Origin of the sequence: Mucilaginibacter gossypiicola, assembly GCF_900110105.1 — a bacterium.
GTDB lineage: Bacteria > Bacteroidota > Bacteroidia > Sphingobacteriales > Sphingobacteriaceae > Mucilaginibacter > Mucilaginibacter gossypiicola.
In genome coordinates, this window is sequence record NZ_FOCL01000004.1 from 487,626 (window position 1) to 511,871 (window position 24,246).

At 43.2% G+C, this 24,246-nt stretch carries 13 protein-coding genes; 10 read left to right on the forward strand and 3 right to left on the reverse strand.

The annotated features are described in order from the left end of the window. Positions 1–3 precede the first annotated feature (3 nt). Complete coding sequence (locus tag BMX50_RS15775; protein WP_244281008.1) at positions 4–1,566, reverse strand: M20/M25/M40 family metallo-hydrolase; 1,563 nt, start codon at positions 1,564–1,566, stop codon at positions 4–6. A 208-nt stretch (positions 1,567–1,774) separates the two neighbouring features. Between BMX50_RS15775 and BMX50_RS15780 the strand changes: the two genes are divergently transcribed. From BMX50_RS15780 to BMX50_RS15815, 7 genes are all read left to right on the forward strand, one after another. Then, positions 1,775–3,061, forward strand: coding sequence for an esterase-like activity of phytase family protein (locus BMX50_RS15780; protein ID WP_091211492.1), 1,287 nt, complete (start codon positions 1,775–1,777; stop codon positions 3,059–3,061). A gap of 410 nt (positions 3,062–3,471) precedes the next feature. After that, entirely contained in the window at positions 3,472–6,660 is a 3,189-nt protein-coding gene (locus BMX50_RS15790) for a SusC/RagA family TonB-linked outer membrane protein (protein WP_091211494.1), read from the forward strand. A gap of 27 nt (positions 6,661–6,687) precedes the next feature. Next, positions 6,688–8,307 carry a RagB/SusD family nutrient uptake outer membrane protein gene (locus BMX50_RS15795; RefSeq protein ID WP_091211495.1) on the forward strand — a complete coding sequence of 540 codons (1,620 nt, stop codon included), beginning with the start codon at positions 6,688–6,690 and terminating at the stop codon, positions 8,305–8,307. 71 nt (positions 8,308–8,378) lie between these two features. Next, on the forward strand, positions 8,379–11,945 hold the full coding sequence (locus BMX50_RS15800) for a VCBS repeat-containing protein (protein WP_091211496.1): 3,567 nt from the start codon (positions 8,379–8,381) through the stop codon (positions 11,943–11,945). A 145-nt stretch (positions 11,946–12,090) separates the two neighbouring features. After that, positions 12,091–13,926: a 3-keto-alpha-glucoside-1,2-lyase-like domain-containing protein gene (locus tag BMX50_RS15805; protein WP_091211497.1), complete on the forward strand. Its 1,836-nt coding sequence runs from the start codon at positions 12,091–12,093 to the stop codon at positions 13,924–13,926. Between the two features lie 12 nt (positions 13,927–13,938). Next, a complete protein-coding gene (locus BMX50_RS15810; RefSeq protein WP_091211498.1) occupies positions 13,939–15,903 on the forward strand; it encodes a c-type cytochrome in 1,965 nt (654 codons plus the stop codon). Between the two features lie 85 nt (positions 15,904–15,988). After that, positions 15,989–16,759: a 3-keto-disaccharide hydrolase gene (locus tag BMX50_RS15815; protein ID WP_091211499.1), complete on the forward strand. Its 771-nt coding sequence runs from the start codon at positions 15,989–15,991 to the stop codon at positions 16,757–16,759. Between the two features lie 267 nt (positions 16,760–17,026). Here the strand turns inward: BMX50_RS15815 and BMX50_RS15820 are convergent, their stop codons facing one another. Continuing rightward, entirely contained in the window at positions 17,027–18,259 is a 1,233-nt protein-coding gene (locus BMX50_RS15820; RefSeq protein ID WP_091211500.1) for an MFS transporter, read from the reverse strand. A gap of 57 nt (positions 18,260–18,316) precedes the next feature. After that, complete coding sequence (locus BMX50_RS15825; protein ID WP_091211501.1) at positions 18,317–18,970, reverse strand: FadR/GntR family transcriptional regulator; 654 nt, start codon at positions 18,968–18,970, stop codon at positions 18,317–18,319. A 184-nt stretch (positions 18,971–19,154) separates the two neighbouring features. Between BMX50_RS15825 and BMX50_RS15830 the strand changes: the two genes are divergently transcribed. The 3 genes from BMX50_RS15830 to BMX50_RS15840 all read left to right on the forward strand — a co-directional run bounded on the left by BMX50_RS15830 (position 19,155) and on the right by BMX50_RS15840 (position 24,215). Beyond that, positions 19,155–19,763, forward strand: a complete 609-nt coding sequence (locus BMX50_RS15830; RefSeq protein ID WP_167667951.1) for an RNA polymerase sigma factor — start codon at positions 19,155–19,157, stop codon at positions 19,761–19,763. Positions 19,764–19,812: 49 nt separating this feature from the next. After that, a complete protein-coding gene (locus tag BMX50_RS15835; RefSeq protein ID WP_091211503.1) occupies positions 19,813–20,751 on the forward strand; it encodes a FecR family protein in 939 nt (312 codons plus the stop codon). 110 nt (positions 20,752–20,861) lie between these two features. Next, positions 20,862–24,215 (forward strand): SusC/RagA family TonB-linked outer membrane protein, encoded by a 3,354-nt coding sequence (locus tag BMX50_RS15840; RefSeq protein WP_091211504.1) that lies wholly within the window; start codon positions 20,862–20,864, stop codon positions 24,213–24,215. Positions 24,216–24,246: the final 31 nt, after the last annotated feature.

Here is a 24,246-nt window from a genome sequence, read left to right on the forward strand (position 1 = left end):
AGCCTACTTATCCAATCCGCCACGTCGCGTTGCTTTAACCTGTGCCGGCCATTTAATGCCTTCGGTTTTGGTGTTAACGGTTTTTTGCGGGTCTTCGCTGGCCATGTAAGCCATGATCGCAGCTAAAATGGCATTGTTTTTCAAATCATCAAATACTACTTTATCATAAGTATCGCGGTTGGTATGCCATGTGTATGATCCGTACGACCAGTTAAGCGAGCTCAAAGAAAAGCCCGGTGCGCCAACGGCTACAAATGATGCGAAGTCGGATCCACCACCGCCCGGCTGGCCCGGAAAATTTGTTTTGATCCGGTTTTTGATGGTATCTGGTACAGCAGCAAGCCATCTGCTTAAATAATCCTTAGCCTCAACAAAGCCCTGGCCGGTAAGGTTCACGACACGGCCTGTGCCATTATCCTGGTTAAACAGGGCTTGCAGGTTGCTTACAATTTCGGGATGATCCTCAACAAAAGCACGTGAGCCGTTTAATCCTTCCTCTTCGCTGCCCCAGTGACCTACCAGTATGGTACGTTTTGGGTGCGGGTAGAATTTTTTTAACAAGCGCATAGCTTCCATCATGGTCAGAGTACCAGTACCGTTATCGGTAGCGCCGGTGCCGCCATCCCATGAATCAAAGTGAGCGCTTAGCATTACATATTCGTTTGGTTTTTCGGTACCCTTGATCTCGGCAATAGTATTGAACGTTGGCACTACGCCTAACTCTTTTGATTCGCAATGAATACTGATCACTGGTTTGTTTCCCGATTCGCTCAGTCGATAGAGTATGCCATAATCTTCCAGCGAAATATCAACGGTGGGTACAATTTTGGTATAAGCAGCAAAGATCTTATCAACCCCAAACCCTGCCGACCAGTTATTGGTCAGGATGCCAGCTGCTCCCGCATTTTCCAATGCCACGGGTAATGTTTTATTGGTAAAGCCTGTTTTGCTGATGCGTTTTTTCCAGGCATCGGTTTGAGCGGTGCGGTCGGCCTTCATTTTATCAAATGATTCTTTCAGGGCAAATTCCTGCCAGTTATAATCGGGCCTGCCGGTTGGCTGGAGCATGGAGATCATTACAAATTTACCCTTAACATTGGGTAGCCATTGCTGAAACGCCACAGAATCGGCCACATCCGGCAAAATGATCACTTCGGCAGTGGTGGTTTTTTTGCCCATGCCGGGGCTCCAGGCCAGTTGCATGCCTTCTAATGATTTTACCCTTGGCGATACCATGTCAATATGCGATATGCCGCGTTCCCATCCACGCCATTCGCCCCATTTTTCGTTTTTTGCCTGGATATCCCAGCTTTTATATTTAGCTACAGCCCAGTCATTAGCCTGTTTCATTTGCGGCGTACCCACCAAACGCGGGCCGATGCCGTCAAATAATTCATGCGCCAGCTTTTCCAGTTGCGAGTTATTGGTTTCCTCGGTCATGATGCTGTTTATAACTGGGTTTGTTGATTGTGCCGAAGCTATGCCACTGCAAAGCAGCATGGCAAGAACAAGAGGCTTCGCCCTGTTCAAAAGGTTGTTGCAGGTATGATGGTAAATATGTTTCATAGTGCCTAAATTATGAAAAAAGTAGTCGTGGTAATACGTTTTAGCTAAAATGATATCGCCGGGTAACATAATTATTGCAAAACGTTATGTTGTTAATAGGTTAATATCGAACAGGGTTTGTTCTTTTAGATTAAATTATTGTTATAGAGTTAACAATAGGTTTACATGATGCGGGTTCTTTTGCAGAAGTTAATCAATCACCGATCAAATGAAAAAACAACTACTCAGCGTCATTGCCGTATCGGCGGTGATCCTTTCATCCTGTCATGACGATAATAAGGTAAATCCGTTCAGCTATCCTGATATGGCCGAGGCTCAAAACCCGGCGGTACTTTTCACTACGGCCGATGGCGTAAAGGTGTATAATGGCGGCTTTGGTTCGGCAGTTGCGGCGGATCCAAAACAGAAAGACATATTTTATTTGCTTACCGATCGTGGTTCAAATGTTGCCGGTCAAACAGCAAATTCAATCATCATCGGTAAACCGGATTTTGATCCGCTGATAGGTAAATTCAGACTAACAGAAGGCAAGCTCTTTTTAGAACAAACTATCGAACTTAAAAACGCTAACGGCGGCAAATTGAATGGGCTGCCAAATCCTAAGGGTATGGGCGATTCAGGCGAAATTCCTTTTGATTTGAGTGGCAACCAGCTGTCGCCAAGTGCAGACGGGATCGATTCGGAAGGCTTGGTTTTAGCAGCCGACGGTACTTTTTGGGTAAGCGATGAATACGGTCCGCATATTGTACACTTTGATGCCAGCGGTAAAACCATTGAGCGCATTAATCCTTACGGCTCAGGAACCGGCGGCCGTAAAATCCCGGCTGTATTTGCTACCCGCAGGGCTAACCGCGGTATGGAAGGTTTGGCCATTACGCCTGATGGCAAAACATTGGTAGGCATGATGCAATCGCCAATGTATAATCCATCAAAAGCAAAAGTTGCTAACTCAACTGTATTGCGCATCCTTACTTTTGATATAGCTACAGGGGCTACAAAACAGTATGCTTACCTTATGGACAACACCTCATTAACGGGAGTGAGTGATATAACTGCAGTGAGCGCAACCACATTTTTAACCATTGAGCGCGACGGTAATTTTGGTGGCGCGCCAACCAATCCGGCTACGTTTAAAAAAGTGTTTAAGATTGATCTTAGCAACGCGACCGATATTTCTGACCCTGCCAATGGTGCTAACGGTAAATTATTTGGCGGCAAAACCGTTGAAGAACTTAATGATGCCGCTGGTTTGCAGGCAGCCGGTATTACCCCGGTTACCAAAACGCAGGTGCTTGATCTGTTAAAAGATTGGCCAACCGTTTATCCGCATGACAAAGCCGAAGGTTTGGCTTTGTTGCCCGGCAATATCCTGGCAATATCTAACGATGATGACTTTGGTGTTATTGATAATGGTAAAAATGGTTTCGCAGCCAAGATTTTACCGGCTACCAATTCGGTTGACAGAAACCGGATTTATTTTGTTAAGCTTAAATAGCAGTTTTCGATTTTAATTATACAAAGCCTCCGCATCACCGGAGGCTTTTTCTTTATATCCTGTCCGACAGATTCTAATCTGTTTTCTTACGTAAGATTTAATTTTATTGTTAAAATAACATTTATTCACTGATTTAATTTTAACATTGATGTGTATTATTTTATCATGATTGCGATAATATATAGGCTTCGAGTTTTGTTTTTTATTTGTAATTAATTGATAATTAGTCATTTATTATTTAAATATACTGTTTTTAGTTTATGTTAAAATAATACAAAAAACCACTCATATCGTATTACAATCGATTGTTACCTCTGGCTACATTTACTTAGCATATAATCTCTTTGGCAATAACTGTTAAAAAGTGATCATGTGCTTCAAACCAATTTTAACAATTTAAAGTAAAATGTATGAGAGGAAAACTACGCATCAAAAAAGCTGTGGCCTTCATCTGTCTAAATTTATCGCTTGTGCTGATAAGTTTTTCAGGTTATGCTCAAAGTAAACAGATAACCGGTAAAATCACCGGTTCGGATAACGGACTCCCTTTACCAGGGGTTACCGTTAGGGTAAAAGGTAGCACACAAGCTGCCGGTTCTAAACCCGATGGTACTTACTCAATAACTGCCGGAAGCAATGAAACGCTTGTTTTTAGCTTTGTTGGTTTTTTAAACCAGGAAGTTGCCATAAACGGCAGATCAGTTGTTAACGTATCATTATCACCCGATAATAAAACGCTTACAGAGGTTGTTGTTGTTGGTTACGGTACTACCAAACGTAAAGATTTAACAGGTTCGGTTAGTTCGGTTACTGCCGAGCAAATTGCTAAAGTGCCTGTTACTGCTTTAGATCAGGCTTTGCAAGGCCGTTCATCAGGCGTACAGGTTACCAATAATGACGGCGCACCGGGTGGTGGCGTTAGTGTACAGATCAGGGGTATTGGTAGCTTGGGTAATAATGATCCATTATATGTAGTGGATGGTTATCCTATTACAGGTGGCCTTAACAATATCAACCCAAATGATATTGCTTCAATGGATGTGTTAAAAGATGCATCGGCTACCGCTATTTATGGTGTAAGGGCATCAAATGGTGTTGTTATCATTACAACCAAAAAAGGCAAAAAAGATGGCGTGCAGGTATCATTAGATGCTTATGCCTCGCTGCAGTCTGAGCCAAAGAAATATAAAGTGCTTAATGCACAGCAATGGGCAACATTGGCAAATGACGTTCACGCTACCGATGGGTTTGACGAGTTACCTCAATGGACAACGCCATCTTCATTGCATAATGTCGACTGGCAGAATGCAGTTTATCGTAAAGGTTTAAAACAGGATTATAACCTGGCTATCCGTGGGGGTAATGATAAAGTTCAGTCCGCATTTTCTGCCGGTTATTATGATCAAAAGGGTATAGTGCTGGGCTCATTCTTTAAAAGAATTAACCTTGGTATGAACATCGATTATAATATAAGTAATTGGTTAAAGTCATCGACAAGCGCTAAATTTTCAAGGCAAAACTCTAAAAATCCTTTCGGAACAGGTTCGTTGGCGCAATTGAGCGAACTGATCCCAACGTTGGACGGGGGTAACAAGCTTACCAATGAAGTTAAAGATTCAAACGGCAACTATGGTTTCTTTAACCCGGTAAATATTTACACCAAAAGCTGGAACAACCCTGTTTACTCTATCGAAACACAGGATATTAAAAATTTACAAAATTACTTTTTAGGTTCTACCTCGTTGGAGGCTACCTTGTTTGAAGGTCTGAAAATCAAAAGTAATTTAGGTATCAACACAAGTGATTTTTCGGGCTATTATTTTCAGCCTGAAGATAACAGGTCAAGCGAACAGTATAACTTAGGTGGCGCAAACCAGCTAAGCGTTTACTCGCAAAATGCCAGCAATACATACGAGTGGCTATGGGAAAACACCATTTCATACAGCAAAACATTTGGTCAGCATGCCATTGATTTTGTAGGCGGTGTATCTGAACAGGAAAATACAGGCAGGCAGGTAGGTGGTAGCGGTAATAATTTGCCAAGTAACGCTATCAGGGATTTAAGTCAGGTGCAAAACCTTACTGCTTACGGAGGTCAGCAAACTTATTCACTGGCGTCACAATTTGCCAGATTGAACTACAAATTTGCCGATAAATATCTGGTTACTGCCACTGTAAGGCGCGATGGTTCATCGAAGTTTTATCAGGGACATAAATACGGTACATTCCCTTCGGGTTCGGTAGCCTGGAAAGCAAAAGAAGAATCATTTTTAAAGAATGTAAACTGGTTATCCGATTTGAAATTCCGTGGCAGCTACGGTACTGTTGGTAACCAGTCAAGCATTGGCCTGTTTCAATATTTGGCACGTTACACATCGGGTGGACCTGCCGCATCGGGTACCAACGTTGGTTATCCGTTCAATAAAATTTACCAGGGTGGTTTAGCGCTTACGAACCTTGACAATGTTAATCTTAAATGGGAAACATCCAAACAAACAGACGTTGGTATGGATGTAGCTTTCTTGAATAATAGCTTAACATTTACTGTTGATTACTACAAGAAAGATTCGAAAGATTTTTTATTAAACCTGCTTACCCCAGCTCAAACCGGCTTTACATCGGCAACACAAAATGCGGGTAGTATAAGCAATAAAGGTTTTGAGTTTGCCTTAAACTACAGACATTCTATCAGAGATTTTAATTATGGTGTTGGTGTAAACATTACCACAGTTAACAATAAGCTGGTAAGTATTAACAAGGATACCAAGTTTATAACTAATCTGGTTAACTTACCTTTGCCTGCAAACGGATGGGCAACATTTAGTGAAACCAATATTGGTCAGCCTGTAGGCGAATTCTACGGTTATCAGTCATTAGGGATTTTCCAAAACCAGGCTGAAATAACTGCATTAGATTCAAAATCACCAACCGGGCATTATCAGGGTACGGCTTCACAGCCAACCAAACCGGGCGACCGTAAGTTTAAAGATGTAAATGGTGATGGTCAGATTACTGCTGATGACAGGGTTAGTTTGGGCAGCCCGTTGCCTAAATTTTATGGAGGCTTAAATATTGATCTTTCTTACAAAGCATTCGATTTTAACGCGTTTTTTTACGGCAGCTACGGTAACAAGATCTTCAACTACCAGGAGCGTAATCTTGAAAGTTTCCAGGCACCTGGCTTTGTTGGAGTTCAAAACGTTAGCGAGCAATATTATTTAAACCGCTGGACACCAACAAATCCATCAAATCGCTTTGCGAGGGCTACCTATAATGATGACGTTAGCGCCAATAACGTTGCATCAAGCGTATATGTTGAAAATGGTAGCTACCTGCGTTTAAGGAACGTTACGTTTGGTTATACTTTACCTGCTGCACTTACCAAAAAAATGAGTGTTACTAAAATCAGGTTTTATATAGCAGCTCAAAACTTGTTTACGATCACCAAATACACTGGTCTTGATCCGGAAATTGGGCAAGCTACCGGTACCGATCCAATTACAGGTGCCTCTATCACCAATCCAACAGGTTCAGGTATCGACTTAGGTACTTATCCTTCATCAAAATTTTACACCTTAGGTTTAAATGTAACTTTCTAATTAAACATTTAACATAACAGTAAAGAAATGAAATTCAATAAGAAATATATATACGTACTTTCAGTTGGACTGACAGTATTGCTCCCGCTAAGCTGTAAGAAGAACTTTCTGGATCAAACAGATTCACAGCACCCAACAGCTTCGACATTGTTTAATAAGCCGGGGGATGGCGTTGCACTGGTAAATGCTATTTATGACACCTATCAAAATGCCGATTTGTTAAAAAAATCGCTTTGGTATTATGCCAACTTTCAATCGCATGATTTTTTTAACTGGGGTAACGACAGGTTTTATAACACCTACGCCATCCCATCAACATTCGGCGCTATTGAGGTGTTTTGGACACGTGCTTATGTTGGTATAGCCCGCGCTAACTCGGCCTTGCCAATCATTGCAAAAATGAAAGCTAACGGTGTTTTAACCGCGGCCCTTGCCGACAGGCTTACCGGCGAAGTTTACTTTTTGCGCGGCATGACCTATTATTACCTGGCTGCAAGCTTTGGTGGTGTTCCGTTGGAGTTAAAGGACGGCACAAACCTTGGCTTAACACCAAGAAGTACCCAGGATCAAGTATTTACCCAGGTTGTATCTGATCTTACTGCTGCCTCGGGCTTATTGCCTTGGAAAGAAGCATTGGCAGATGCAGATAAAGGCCGCGCCACCAAAGGTGCTGCATTAGGTTACCTGGGTGCTGCGCAAATGTGGTTGAAAAAATACGCCGATGCTTTAACTTCATACAATCAATTAACAGGAAAATATACCCTGTTGCCTAATTTTATTGATGTAAATGAATATGATAAGCAAAATAATGACGAGTCGCTTTTTGAGGTACAGTTTGATGTTGCAGGTACCCAAAGCTGGGGCGCCAGTAACGAGGTAGCCTGGATCAGTACTTTTGGTATGCCCGAAGAAGTAACCAACTTTGGTTATGATTATGCTAATGCTGCTTTGGCAAGCTCATTCCAGGATGGCGATTTACGCAGAGTGGCAACTGTAATTGGCCCCGGCGATGAAAATCCAAGCCCAGGTATCAAAGCCCGTGGCGGTATTAAATCATATCCCCTGGTAATTTCGGGTTTTGCAAGCACCGACCCGGCCGTGAAAGCAAAATATACAGGCGATGACGGCAAGATCATCAATACCTGCGGTACAAAAACCCGTCCTTGGGTAGGTTCGGATAATTCACAGTTGAGGACTGGTTATTACAACGAAAAATTCTGGCGTGATCCTACCCTGGTAGGTAACTCAGGCGATCAAACCATATTTGGCGCTCAAAACCAGGTTTTGTTAAGGTTTGGCGAAGTATTATTGAGTAAAGCTGAATGTCAGGCCCGTACCGGAGACGCTGCAGGTGCATTGGCAACGCTGAAACAGGTTCGGGATCGTGCTTTTGGTGGTTCGGCACCTCTTACTTTTATCAGTGATGGTAAAGTGGTGACTGATCCATTACAAATGGTTTACAGCGAGTACAGACATGAACTATCTGGTGAGTATTCAACTTTTTATGATTTGAGAAGGGCTGGTGTAGCAACTGATTTTGTGAAGAGTGTATACGGTGTAACTATACCTGCCGGTCGTGAGTTATATCCAATTCCTCAGTTTGAAATTGGCCTTAACCCTAATCTGACTCAAAATCCTGGTTATTAATATAGTTTGATTTAAGAAAAAGGGTTTCTTCCTGCCGGGGAGAAACCCTTTTAGTATTTTAAGTTTTGTCAATGAAGAGATTTTTACCCGTCGTTTTATTGTGTTCGTCTGTTTTATTATCCTGTAAAAAGCCTGCGTTGTTTCAGCAGGTATCATCATCTCATTCGGGGATCCATTTTAAAAATGAGATCATCGAAAATGATTCGATAAACCCCTTAGACCTGGTAAATATTTACAATGGCGGCGGTGTAGGAGTTGGCGACTTTAATGGCGACGGTTTGCAGGATTTGTACTTCACCGGTAACATGGTGTCAAGCAAGTTATATCTCAATAAAGGCGATTTTAAATTTGAAGACGTTACCGACGCGGCGGGTGTAACCGGAGCAGGCCGGTGGAACAGGGGAGTTGCTATTGTAGATATCAATAATGATGGCTTGCCCGATATTTACGTTTGTAATACCATTAACAAAGATTCCCTAAAACGGCAAAACTTGCTTTATGTAAACCAGGGTAAGGATAAAGAGGGCATTCCGCATTTTAAGGATGAGGCTGCCGAATACGGTTTACAGGCAGGTGTGCAATCAACCATGGCCAGCTTTTTCGACTATGATAACGATGGCGACCTGGATATGTATTTAACTGTGAATACAGCATCGGCAAGTTATAACCCGAGTATCTTTGGAGCATCGAACGCTTCAAACCGCAGTACTGGCAGGCTCTATCGTAATGATTGGGACGCGAAACTTAAACACGGTGTATTTCGCGATGTATCGGCGCAGGCCGGGATCACTCTTGATGGATATGGACATGCTGCTACAACGGTAGATATTAACAATGATGGCTGGAAAGATATATATGTTTCTAATGATTTTATTTCGGCCAACATTCTGTATATCAATAACCATGATGGCACATTTACTAATCGTACCAAAGAGTACTTTAAACATACATCATACAACGCAATGGGGCAGGATGTTATTGATATCAATAACGATGGACTGCCCGATGTGGTTGAACTGGATATGAACCCGGAGGATAACTATCGCAAAAAAATGATCCTCGGCGCTAATAGTTATCAAACCTACCAAAACTTTGACTTTTATGGTACGCAATATCAGTATGTGCGCAATACCCTGCAATTAAACCAGGGGCCGCGCCTGGGGCAAAATGGGGCCATTGGTACCCCCGCCTTCAGCGAAATAGGTTTTTTAAGCGGCATCGCCCAAACAGACTGGAGCTGGACACCGCTGGTAACTGATTTTAATAACGACGGCTACCGCGATATGATCGTAACCAACGGTTTCCCGAAAGATGTGTCTGATCATGATTTTATGACCTATCGTGAGCAGGCTTATGCCGTTACTTCCAAGCAAAAAGTTTTAGATCAGATCCCCGAAATTAAGCTGCATAACTACGCATTTGTTAATAACGGCAATCTCACCTTTAGTGATGTAAGTAAGGATTGGGGGTTAAGCTTACCTACTTTCTCAAACGGCGCTGTATACGTCGATCTGAACAATGATGGAGCTATGGATATGGTAGTTAACAATATCAACGATGAGGCTTTAGTTTATCGCAACACATCCCGCGATGATAAAAATAACCTCGATAAAACGCACTATCTGCAAATAAGCTTTAAAGGCGACAAGCAAAATATCAATGGATTGGGTGCAACAGCCGAGATCTTTTATGACAAAGACAAAAAACAGGTTTATGAAAATGACCCTTACCGCGGATATATTTCAACGGTGCAGGATATTGCCCACTTTGGTTTGGGTAAGGTGCCCCTGGTAGATTCGGTGTTGATCAAATGGCCAAATGGAAAACAAGAGAAACTGACAAACGTAAAGGCCGATCAGCAAATAAAAGTAAATATTAATAACGCTAAAAGTCCGTATTCATTTATCCAACCGCAAATAGCTGCAAACGCTTTATTTAAAGAAGTAACAGATTCTATCGGGATTCATTACACCAACAAGGGCTCCGGTTTTCTTGACTTTAATATCCAGAAACTGCTTCCGCATAAATTATCTGATTATAACCCTGCTTTAGCCGTTGGCGATATTGATGGCAATGGTTTTGATGACTTGATTGTTGGAGGAAGTGCTTATGACCAGGCCCAGATATTTTTCCAGATGCCCGATGGTAAATTTAATCGCCGTAACCTGTTAACAGGCAATATCAATCCCACTCATAATTTTAAAGACGAGGGTCTGCTGCTTTTTGATGCCAACGGCGATGGCAAACTGGATTTGTACGCAGCCAGCGGCGGTTATGAATTTGCTGCTAATGGCCCTGAATACCAGGACAGGCTTTACCTAAACGATGGCAAAGGCAATTTTACACTTGCCACGGATGCTTTACCTGCAAACCTTACCAGTAAGCTGTGCGTACGGGCCTGTGATTATAATAAAGATGGCAAGCTCGATCTGTTTGTATCTGGCAGGGTTGAACCCTGGAAGTATCCTAACCCGGTTTCGAGCTTCATTTTGAGGAATGATAGTCAAAATGGTCATGCTAAATTTACCGATGTTACAGTGCAGGTTGCCCCGTCACTAAAGAATATAGGTATGGTTTGCGATGCACTGTTTACCGATTATGACAATGATGGCTGGCCCGACCTGATCATGGCCGGTGAATGGATGCCGGTTACGTTCCTTAAGAATGATCATGGCAAGTTTGTTAATACTACCTCTCAATCCGGCTTAAGTAACAAACTGGGTTGGTGGAATTCATTAGTGGCCGGAGATTTCAGGCACACCGGTCGTACAGATTATATTGTGGGGAATTTAGGTGAAAACAGCCTGATTAAAGCCAGCGAACAATACCCTGTTTACATTACGGCTAAAGAGTTTGATAAAAGCGGTATCTATAGTGCTATTCCGTCTATCTTCCTGCCCGATCAAAATGGCGATAAAAAGGAGTTTCCGATGTATGGCCGCGATGATATGTTGAAGCAGATGATCAGCATGAAGAAGAAATTTACTAATTACAAATCGTTTGCATTGGCAACTATGGATGAGGTGCTTTCGCCCGAACAAAGAAGCGGCGCGCTCAGGCTAAAAGCTAATACCCTGCAATCATGTTTTTTAAGGAACGATGGAAACGGAAAGTTTACTGTGATCCCACTACCGGTTGAAGCCCAGGTATCGGTGTTAAACGGTATGGAAACCGGCGATTTTGATGGCGACGGAAATCTTGATGTAGTTATCAACGGCAATGATTACGGTGGCGACGCTACCATCGGCAGGTATGATGCACTTAATGGCTTGATGCTGAAAGGCGACGGGAAAGGCAATTTCAAGCCGCTAAGCATTATGCAAAGCGGTATATATATCCCGGGAGATGGCAAGGCTATGGTGAAGTTCAGGGACAAAAACGGGCAGGTGATATTGGCTGCCAGCCAGCATAAGGATGTCCTGAAAATTTTCCGGTCAGAAAGTAAGGGAAAAACTATCCCGGTTAAAGCAAACGATGTTTATGCCCTTGTCAAATATAAAAACGGGAAAACCTCAAGGCAGGAGTTTTATTTTGGCTCGTCGTTTCTGTCGCAATCGGCCCGTTTTATACAGTTTAATGACAAAGTACTAAGCGTAACCGTTTTTGACGACAGGGGGAACCAAAGGCTTGTAAATTAAGCTAATTTGATTGGTGAAAATTAAATCAGGTATTGATAAAATATTATTCGTAATCGATTGCGTAAATTATTATCTTGCGGTATAAATGTAAGGCCGACATTACTATGCGCCCTTAGCCAATAAACCATATTATAATTAAAAACCAATGCATTGCTTTAATCAATCTCCTAAACTCTTTGGCAAAAAAAGGTTTTGGATAGCGTGTGTATGCCTGTTGGGTTGCCAGCAACTCAAGGCCCAAAATGCGGTATCCCTTAATGACCTTTCTTTTTTTGATAATCCCTCATCAAACTGGAAAGTAGCAGCCAATGCCCAGGCCGATATTACACAGGACGAAGTCTTAACAACTAAAGATGGCAGCGGAATCCTGGTAAACCTGCCTGGCAAAAAGGGAGCAAAGGACCTGTTCACTAAGACTGTTTACGGAGATGCTGACCTGGAGCTTGATTATATGATGGCCAAAGCTTCCAATTCGGGCATTTATTTACAAGGCCGTTACGAAATTCAGCTATTGGATAGCTGGGGAACGGTGAACCCCAAATCGGGCGATAACGGCGGAATTTATGAACGCTGGGACGATAGTAAGCCAGACGGGCAGCAAGGTTATGACGGCCATGCGCCAAGGCAAAATGCCAGCCGTGCACCGGGTTTGTGGCAACACATGAAAATTTCATTCCAGGCGCCACGCTTTGATGCGAATGGGCAAAAAATTAGCAACGCTAAAGTGCTTTATGTTTGGCTCAACGGTGTTTTGATTCAGGATAATGTGGAGCTTGCGGGGCCAACCCGCGGGGCTTTTGATAGTAAAGAAGCTGCAACGGGCCCGTTGCGTTTACAGGGAGATCATGGTCCTGTAGCTTTTCGTAATATCAGGATAACCAGCTATGATAAACCGCATCCAGCGTTATCAAATCTCAAATATTGGGTTTACAAAGGAGGCGAAATTGCAGGCGATAGTTATAAAAAGCTGAAACCTGAATCTGAAGGGACTTCGCCTGTACTATCTTCAAACCAGAGCAAGCTTAATAATGACTTTTTAATTCGTTACACAGGTAATATACAGATTAAAGAAGCAGGCGAGTACGCCTTTAAACTGAGTGTACCCGGTGGAAAGGGTGTATTTAGGATTAACGGTAGCGATGCAGTAGCATTAGCCGAAAACAGGGGCGAAGGAAAGATACAATTGCAACCTGGCGATCATCCATTTGAATTACTCTATTCAAAAACTGTCGACTGGGCTAAGCCGGCGCTGGGGCTTACCGTAGCCGGTCCGGGTGTACGGGAGTATCTGTTGAGTGATGCCAACGTGAGCAATAACGATCCTGTTGATCCTATTTTAATTAATGCTACCTCAAATACCATTTTGCGCAGTTTCTCCGATTTGCCGGGTGGCATCAGGGTTACACATGGTGTAAATGTGGGCAGTTCGGAGCAGTTGCATTACACTTATGATCTGGATAAAGGAATGATTGTAGAGATTTGGCGCGGCGGTTTTTTAGATGCTACGCCGATGTGGCATGACAGGGGAGATGGTTCATCGCGCCCTTCCGGTTCTGTTCAATATCTTGGCAAGCCTGTGCCTGCCATTGAAAAACTAAGTGATGCAAGTGCAGCCTGGGCTTTGGATACCGCCGGTACAGGATACCGGCCTAAGGGTTATGTTTTAAATGCTGATGACGTTCCTGCTTTTAAATACATCGTTTACGGATCGCCAGTAACTGATGCCAGCAGCGTTATGGATAAAGGGCAGGGGATTCACAGGGAAATAACCCTCGCCAATGCTGTTGATGGTTTGTTTTATCACCTCGCGTCAGGCAACATCGAAGCGCTTGGCAACGGATTGTACGCCATTGATGATAAATCGTACTATATCCGTATTGATGATGCGGCGGGAGCTAAAGCCGTTGTTCGCGATGCCGGAGGTAAGCAGGAGCTTATTATCCCTATCCAAAAGAAATTAACCTATTCCATCATTTTTTAAGCCGCCTTGATCATGAACAATACTTTAAAACAAATGATAAACAAGGGCGCATTTTTATTTACGCTTGTAGTTGTAGCGCTGTTAAGCGATATCAAAAATACCTTTGCCCAGGCCGAATCGCCAAAGGAGGACGATTTTTTCAAGATCATGAAAGTGCCCGCACCCGAAGGTACCATACTGGAGGTTGGCGGTTTGTGCACGCTGCCCAATGGTACTTTGGCAGTAACCACCCGTCGCGGTGATATTTTTATGGTCGAAAACCCAACCGGGCAGCATCCTTTCTTCCGCAAGTTTGCTTCAGGCTTGCATGAGGTTTTGGGAGCGGCATGGAAAGACGGCGCTTTATACGTTGTTCAACGCGGCGAATTGACCAAGCTGGTTGATACCAATATGGACGGTAAGGCCGATGTTTTTGAAACTATCTATGCCTGGCCATTATCAGGCAACTATCATGAATACAGCTTCGGACCTAAAATTGCTCCCGATGGCTCCTTCTTTGTGACCTTGAACCTGGGCTTCCCTCCTGATTGGTGGCACCCTAAAAGCTTTGTGCCTTACCGGGGTTGGGCTTTAAACATCAAGGAAGATGGAACAGTTACCCCATGGGCAGCCGGTTTTCGCTCGCCTTGCGGGATCAGTATGATTGATGGTGAACTTTGGTATGCCGATAACCAGGGCGACTGGGTAGGCTCAGGTAGTATCATGCCAATCAAAAAAGGTGCATTCATGGGGCATCCTTCAAGCCTGGTGTGGACTGGTTTGCCTAACTCGCCGTTGAAACTTACGTCCGAACAATTCTTCGCTAAAAATAACCCGCGGATAGAGTTTGATAAAAATGGGCAACCGGTTAAACCGCAGGATGTGGTTAACGAGAAATTCAAGACCGAATTTGAGGCCAAAAAAGAAATTCCTGAACTGCAGTTACCAGCTGTTTGGTTGCCGCACGGCATCCTGGGGATTTCGAACTCCGAGATTGTTAAAATTCCGGAAGGCGCGTTCGGCCCTTTTGCCGGTCAGTTGTTGATCTGTGACCAGGGGCAAAGTATGGTTGACAGGATTTTTTTAGAGAAAGTTAACGGCGAATACCAGGGTGCTGCCTGGGCCTTCAGGAGCGGTTTTCAGTCGGGAATTGTAAGGTTGGCCTGGTTACCTGATGGTTCATTAGCAGCCGGCGAAACCAACCGTGGCTGGGGATCGGCAGGGGAGGCTACCATGGGCTTGCAGCGTTTGGTATGGAATAATAAAGTTCCGTTCGAGATGCGCGCCATCCGTGCCATGCCCGACGGCTTTGAGATAGAGTTTACCAAGCCGGTTGATAAAAAGGTGGCTGAAGATATTGCATCTTATTCAGTAGAAAGCTTCATTTATAAATATCATGGCGTGTATGGTAGTCCGCCGGTAAATACCGAAAAATGCCCTATAGTGGGTGTTAAGGTATCAGCTGATGGTTTAAAAGCACGTCTTATTGTAAATAACCTGCGGAAGTATTATATCCATACTATTACCCTTGCCGCTATTCGTGATAAGGAAAATTATTTTAATCTCGTCCATCCAACGGCATATTATACATTGAATAACATCCCTGAGGGGCAAAAGCTTTCCATGACAGAAGTTAGTACAGTGAACTCGGCCCAAGCAACAGCTTCAACCGATTTAAAGAAGGGCACTGTTGGGAAGAAAGGAGCGGCAGTAAAACCTGCTGCGCCCGTAAATGCAGTCCCAACATATGCTGAGATACAACCTATCTTGTTGAAAAATACCTGCCTGTCATGCCATAATGCTACAAAAAGGCAAGTAGGACCGGCTTATGTTGATGTTGCAAAACGGAAATACAGCGTAGCCGAACTGATCCAGTTGATCCATAGCCCAAAACCTGAACATTGGCCTGATTATTCAACACCAATGCCACCTATGCCACAGGTGCCTAAGGATGAAGTCCGTAAGATAGCTTTATGGATTAAATCGCTGGCTAAATAGTAAGGAAGCTTAAAGCTGAAGGCAGAAAGCTAAAAGCTATTTATAAGTTACTGTTTAGGATGTTAATGTTTTTATATAAAGTTCAATGAAACACAAAATTATTTTGACTGCTTTATTAGCAGGTAGCTCATTAGCCGCGCTTGCTCAACAAAATGCTAAGCCTGAAGATACCGAGATCTGGTCGCCGGTACCTGCCGTGGTTACGCCCGGTAAAACTTTGGGAGATGCCCCGTCCGACGCTATTGTTTTGTTTGATGGTAAAAATCTCGATGAATGGGTAGTCACCAACGATACCACATCAAACCATAAATGGAATGTGGCGGATAAAATAATTACCGTTGATAAAAGCGCGGGCGATATTCAAACCAAACGAAGATTTATGGATTTTCAGCTGCACATTGAATACCGGATCCCATCAAACATAACCGGCAGCGGACAAGCACGCGGCAACAGCGGTATTTTCCTGGCAGCCCTGCCATGGGGAGCCGGTGGTTACGAACTGCAGGTCTTGGACAATTATAACAATAAAACCTACGTTAACGGGCAGGTGGGTAGTTTGTACAAACAGGCAATTCCGCTTGCTAATGCTTGCCGTAAACCCGGCGAGTGGCAAACTTATGATGTGATTTGGACAGCTCCGCGTTTTAATGAGGATGGCTCGTTGAAATCGGCAGCACGCGCCACGGTGCTTCATAATGGAATATTGGTGCAAAACAATACTTCATTAATAGGCGATACTCCGTATATCGGTAAGCCAGAGTATCGTAAGCATGGCGCTTCGCCAATTAAGTTACAGGCCCATGGTGATAAAAGTGAGCCTATCAGTTATCGGAATATTTGGGTAAGGGAACTATAAATAAAGTCGTCATTGAGAGGAACGAAGCAATCCCAAACTGTACAGAGAGACTTGCATAGCTACTTTGCTTATCGGGGATTGCTTCGTACCTCGCAATGACGCGTTATTATTGCGACTATTTTCCTCTTGCGCTCGTTTGTAACGAGCGCGAGTAAAATAAAAAATGTCATTGCAAGCGCAACGTGGCAATCGCACGGAAGCATATCCATTCTCTATAGTATGCGATTGCTTCGTCGTTCCTCCTCGTAATGACATGACTTTTTAACCTTAGCCTTTCGCCACTTTCTTCCCTTCAATATTTGGCAGCAAGCCGGTAAAAATACCTATCAGCGGCAAATAGGCACAGATCTTAAATACATAATTGATGCTGGTCATATCCGCTACTTTTCCTAACACAGCCGAGCCTAAACCGCCCATTCCAAAGGCCAGGCCGAAGAATAAACCCGCTATCAATCCAACTTTTCCTGGCACCAGTTCTGTGGCGTAAACTAAAATCGCTGAAAAGGCCGACGAAAGGATCAGTCCGATAAATACTGATAAAACGCCTGTCCAGAATAAGGATACGTAGGGCAGGAGCATGGTAAATGGAGCTACACCCAATATCGAGATCCAGATGATGTATTTACGGCCGAAACGATCACCCAATGGTCCGCCAAAAAGTGTACCGGCCGCTACTGATCCTAAAAACATGAACAGGTAAATTTGTGATTGCTGAATGCTTAAATGAAATTTATTGATCAGGAAGAAAGTGTAGTAGCTGGTGATACTGGCCAGGTAAAAATATTTGGAGAAGATAAGCACCAATAAGATACCTAACGAAAATATCACCCGCCTTTTTGATAAATTTAAATGTGAGACTTCGTTAACGCTCTTGTTCTTTGCCTTAAGGCTTAAGTGTTCAGCATACCATTTAGCTATGCGCAGTAATACCAATATGCCGGCAAGGGCTATGAGGCAAAACCAGATCACGTTTGATTGCCCGTAAGGGATTACAATAAGGGCCGCCAGCAGCGGACCGACAGCGCTGCCAGCATTGCCGCCCAATTGGAAAATAGATTGTGCCAACCCCTTTTTACCCCCGGATGCCAAATGTGCAACCCGCGATGATTCCGGGTGAAATATAGATGAGCCTATCCCGATAAGGCTTACGGCTATCAGCACAATATAAAAGTTGCTTGCAAAAGAGGCCAGCATCAGTCCCGATAAGGTAAAACCCATGCCAATTGCGAGGGAATACGGTTTTGGTCTTTTATCGGTGTAAAGCCCTACAAAAGGCTGCAGAATAGAGGCTGTAATTTGATAAGTGAAGGTTATTAGCCCTATTTGCGTGAAATTCAGACTGAACCGTTGCTTGATGAGCGGGTATATGGATGGTATAACCGATTGCAGCATGTCGTTAATAAAATGGGCCAGACTTATGGTAAACAAAATTGAATACACGGTTTGCTGAACCAATTTTTTAGGCTCGGTGGTAGTAATTGTTGGCGATGTAGATTCCATTTAGTGACAGATTAAATTATAAAACATTATAACATCAGATGAATTTGTTGAAAATTTTTAATGTTGATGAATTTCGAGAACTGTATTCCAGGCCTGTTTCGAATCGCAATCGAGGATGTTTTTCAGAAGCTTTTCGTGAAGGTGCTGTGTGTCGATAAAAATACGTGTATCAGGGTGGATTTCAGTAAACCAGTTTTTTAAATGGACGGCAGCTGTTTTATATAAATCGCTCAGGATCTCATTTTTTGACGCTTCGGCAATAGCAATGTGAAATTTAACATCGGCATCAATACATTCTTCCAATAGCCCGGCGTCGGCAGTTCTTTTCCGCGTTTCCAAATGGCTTTTCATGGTGAAGATATCCTTTTGTGAGCGGTTTATAGCTGCTTTTTCAGCTATTTTCATCTCCAGAAGCTGCCTTACCTCGTCAAGGTCCTGTGACCGGGCGCGCTTTATACGGGCCTCCATTGGTTCGGGGTTAACAGTTGTACGTTCTACAAAAGTTCCCGCACCCTGCTGGATCCTGAGCAAGCCCGATTGTACCAGGCTTTTTGTTGCCTCACGAATGCTTGAACGACCAACGCCAAACTCGGCCATAAGCTCCGGTTCGGTAGGTAGTTTATCATTTATTTGATACCGGCCATCGGCTATCTGTTCCTTCAGTTTTTCAGCAATCTCCTCAGCCAGCGACTTTTTAATAATCTTTCTCATTTGTAAATCATCAGATGAATTGCAAAGGTATAAGTTTGTTTGAAAAATAAAAGTTATTTTGGGCGTAAAATCTATTTTTAAAAAATAGTACCAATTATTAGCCGGTGTTTTCTAAAGCATTAATATATATTTAAATTTAGCTTAACATTCGTGCCGTTACTTTGATGCCATAAAAATACCCCTTGTGAAACAATATTCGGATGCACAACTTCTTCTTGAACTGCAGGGCGGTAATGATGGGGCATTCAGGGAAATTTATGAGCGCTATGCCGATAAATTAATTGCCTTCGCATTAAAGAAAACACAAAACGAGGATGAAGCGATGGATATGGTACAGGAGCTGTTCCTTTCCATATGGAAAAACCGCCTTACTATCCAGGTAAATGGTGCGCTTGAAGCTTACCTTATGGTTTCTGTTAATTACATGAGCTATAAGTGGTACAAAAAGCAAAGCACAAAGCCGCGCTCATTAGACGATGTTTCCGAATTGCAGGAAACTTACGAACATAGCACCGATCAAAAGCTTTCCCTTGCCGAATTACACCTGTTAATAAACAGGGAAGTAGCGGATATGCCCGAAAAGATGCGCCAGGTTTACCTGTGCAGCCGTGAGCAGGATATGACCGGGCCGCAAATTGCCGAGTTTTTAGGCTTATCGCACCAAACCGTGCGCAACCAGATCAGCAATGCCTTAAGCCGGCTGAAAAAGTCTGTTCAGAAATATTATAACGTTATTCCCTTCGATAATTACAGCAGATTTTTGCTGCTGATAATTTTTTTCAAAAAGTTATAGTACACTCTCCTTTGTTCGGTCACTTAACAGGTATAAAGCCCCCTGTTAGGTGAATCAAAAAGAAATAAAAAGATTACTCGATAAGTTTAACGCCGGTAAGTGCACCGACGAGGAATTGCAGCTTTTACAACAAATGATGCATGAACTTGATACGGACACCAACACCGATAACAATATTAAAGCCCTTAAGCAACCACTTTGGGAACGTATAGAAAAACAAACTATAGCTAAAGGGAAGGTCCGCAGGTTAAACACTACCTGGTTAAAAGTTGCAGCGGCGGTTTTAGTGGCTGTGTGCGTTGGTTTGTTCTATTCAAAAATAGCTACCCATAAAAATGAGCAGGTTGCCTACCAGGTAATTACCGCCCCCAAAGGCAGCATGAAGCAGATCATGTTGCCCGATAGCACAACTGTGCAGTTAAATGCAGGCACATCCATAAAATTCCCTGTTAGTTTCAGCGGTTCAAAAAGAGAAGTGACGCTTATTAATGGCGAGGCGTTTTTTGATGTGAAGCATGATGTGAAGCGGCCATTCATGGTGCATACGGCAAAGGTTACCACGCAGGTATTGGGTACATCGTTTAATATCAAATTCTACAATGAATTGCCCGACCTGCAGGTTTATGTGAATAGCGGCAAGGTAGAGGTGCATGATCAGCGTCATACTTTGGGGTTTTATACCCCGAGGCAGCAGCTAACCTACAACAAACAACATGAAAGCTTTACACGCCAGGAACTAACGGCCGATCATTCGTTAAGCTGGATGCATGACGAACTGATACTAGATAATGCATCATTTAAAGAGATTACAGTTTACCTGCAAAATCGCTATAGCGTGAATTTTAAATACAATGAAAAACGGCTGGCGCAGCAGCATTACTCGGTTAGGTTTTCAAATAAGTTGAATATCAGGCAGGTGCTGGATATTCTTCAGTTTATTGATGGCCACAAGTATAAGTTAAACGGAGATATAGTAAATATTAAATAGCAATATAAAAGGAAAACCAATGCCTGCTCCAACAGGCACTGGCTCAATTAAGTGTAGCTGCCAAAACTAAAAGCCAACAGGCAGTTACTAATCACTTTAAAAACAAATGTATGGAAAAATCTTTAACCCGGATTTCAAGAAGATTAATCTCAGCAATTTTGTTGCTGGTAACAACCCTGACGGCAGTATTGCCCTCACGCGCCTTCGCCGAGCGTAGTGTGTCGCTGATGGATCAGCCGGTAACCGTAAAGTTTGCCGACGAGACCATGGATGCATCGCTCGAGAAACTCAAAAAAGCGGTCAATACCGTTGCATTTAACTACAAGATCGATGATGTGGCCGCGGTAAAAGTAAAGGCAAATTCATTTGTTAACAAGCCATTAAAAGATGTACTTAACGCTTTAACCGCCAATACGCAATTGGAGTACCGCGAAAAGTACGGCACAATCATCATTTCACACAAGAAGATGGTACGTGCACCCGAAAAAATCACCGTTACAGGCAGTGTGACCGATAAGGATGGGCCGCTTGCCGGTGTAGCTGTACGCAGCAAAACTTCAACTGCCGCTACCTCAACCGACGTTAACGGTAATTTTAAAATTATCGTTGAAAAGGGCGAAGTGTTGGTATTCAGCTTTATCGGCTACAAAAGCCGCGAAGTTGCTGCCGGTCAATCGCCGCTTAACATTACGCTGGAAGCCGATGTTACCGGTCTTAACGCGGTTGTAGTGGTAGGTTACGGTACACAGAAAAATACCGACGTAACCGGTTCTGTAGGTTCATTGAAAGTAACCAATGTTAAAGATCGCTCTGTAGGCTCGGTTACCGAAATGCTGCAGGGACAGATAGCCGGTGTTACGGTTTTGAACGAAGGTGGCGACCCAACTTCGGGCCCGAGCATCAGGTTACGTGGCCAAAGCTCTTTTAATAACGAAGGCCCGCTGATGGTTGTTGACGGTACTATTTACAATGGTGGTCCTATCGATCCTTCGGATATAGAATCTATCGATGTGTTGAAAGATTCATACGCTGCTATTTACGGTGCTAAAGCTGCCGGTGGTGTAATTTTGATCACTACTAAACGTGGTAAACAAGGCAAAACCAATCTTGACATTACTGCTAAAGGCGGTGTACAAAACGCCTTGAAAATATTACAGGCTTTAAATGCTGCTGATTATGCAGATGCGATAAATACTGCTTATGATAACGCGGGCAAAACCCGTTTACCAGCGTTTGATGCTACTATAAATCCTGACTCACGCGTAACACGCACCAACTGGACAGATGCTTTGTTCAGAACTGGTTATATCCAGGATTATAACATGAACATCAGCGGCGGTACAGAAAAATCTAACTTTTATGTATCAGGCGGCTATCGTAAAAACGATGCTATCCTGTTAAATACCAATGCTATTCGCTACAATTTTCGTGTAAACTCCGATCACCAGATCAATAACTGGTTAAAGATTGGCGAGAGCATGTCATACTCTTATAACAACGGACAGGGTGCCAACACTACCAGTGCTTACACAGGTGCTATATTATCAGCTATATTTTATCCGCCTAACGCGTCGATTTACAACGCCGATGGTAGCTTCGGTGGTGTACCTGCACAATACGCAGGTTCTTATGGTGACGTTATTAACCCTGTTGCCTATTTAAAACGCTTGGATAACAGCGACGCTGTAAACAGCTTTAATATCAATCCTTATGTTGAAATAAACCTGATTAAAGGTTTGAAATTTCGTTCGAACCTGGGCATAACCAAAAACCTGGAGACCATCAAAAATTTCAGCACAAGGGTTTTAGAGCCAGGTAAAAAGTTTTTTGATAACTTCCTGTTCCAGGAGCAATACAATGCCCGCACTATCCTTGCCGAGCAAACTTTAAACTACGACAGGACTTTTGGTAACCACCACGTAAGCGCTTTAGCAGGTTACACTTATCAGAATGATACACAGGAGTTTTTTAGTGTTAATACCGATAACTACCTGAGCGAAGATCCCGCTTACCGTTACATTATCAATGGCAGTCTTAACCCAACTGGCGTACCATTACAGGGTAACAAAAACGAATCTGCTTTGATCTCATACCTGGGCAGGATTGGTTATGACTATGCTGGTAAATACTTCATCAACGGTATCATCCGTCGTGATGCTACTTCATTATTAACAAGTAAAAACCGTACTGAGGTTTATCCGGGGGTATCTGCAGGTTGGTTAATCAGCAAAGAATCATTTTTTCCTACAGACGCATTTGTATCATTTGCTAAGTTGAGGGCAAGTTATGGTCAGTCAGGTAACCTTGCAGGTTTGCCAAGCTTCCCAACATCGGTTTCGTTAACTAAAACTGCCGGTTATTTAGGTAGCCCGGCCGCTGCCATCACAGGTTCGGCTGTTGATGGTTTAGCTAACCTTGACCTTAAATGGGAAAAAGCTACGCAAACCGATATCGGTGTTGATTTAGGTTTGATGAACGGCAAGATCAATGTTACTGCCGATGTGTTTCAAAAAAGAAATACCCGTTTCCTGTTCCAGCCTCCCGTTGCAGCGGTTTATGGTGTGTCAAATCCCCCGTTTGTTAACGGCGGCCAGATCACAAACAGAGGTATCGAATTAGCTGTTAAATACCAGGGTGCTGTTGGCGAATTCCGCTATAATTTAGCAGCTAACGGATCATACATCAAAAACAAAATTGATAATATCCTTCCAGGTCAGCAAACCATCCTTTCAAACCCAACAGTAAGGGATAACCTGGTGCCGGTTTGGTTGCAACAAGGTTACTCACTGTACTCTTTCTTTGGTTTAAAAACAGCTGGCTTGTTCCAATCTCAGGATGAGGTGAACAATTATAAAGATGCTTCAGGAAACCTGATCCAGCCAAACGCTAAAGCAGGCGATATCAAATTCCAGGACCTTAACCATGATGGTAAGATAACCGAAGCTGATAAAACTTACCTGGGCACACCATTCCCTAAGTTCAGCTACGGTTTTACAGCAAACTTCAGCTACGGCCCGTTTGATATGAGTGTGTTTTTACAGGGTATTGCTGGAAACAAACTTTTCAATGCTGTTAAATACACTGGTTTAAACGCCTCTATCCAAAACTATAATCTGCTGGCCGATGCTAAAAACGCATGGACCCCAACTCATACTAATACCAATATTCCGCGGTTATCTGCAAGTGATGCAAACGGCAACTTTGGCAACGTATCTGACTTTTATGTTGAGAATGGCTCATATATGCGCATAAAAAACGTAACCCTTGGTTATACACTGCCAAAAGCACTGATGACTAAAATTGGCGTACGCAGCGCCCGCATTTTTGCTAACGCGCAAAACCTGGCAACATTTACCAAATACACAGGTCTTGACCCGGAGGTTGGTATCAACCAAAACGGTGTTGACTTAGGTTTGTACCCACAGTCGAGGATTATTTTAATAGGTGTTAACGTAGGCTTATAATCAATCAGGAACCATAATTAAGAAGATACAG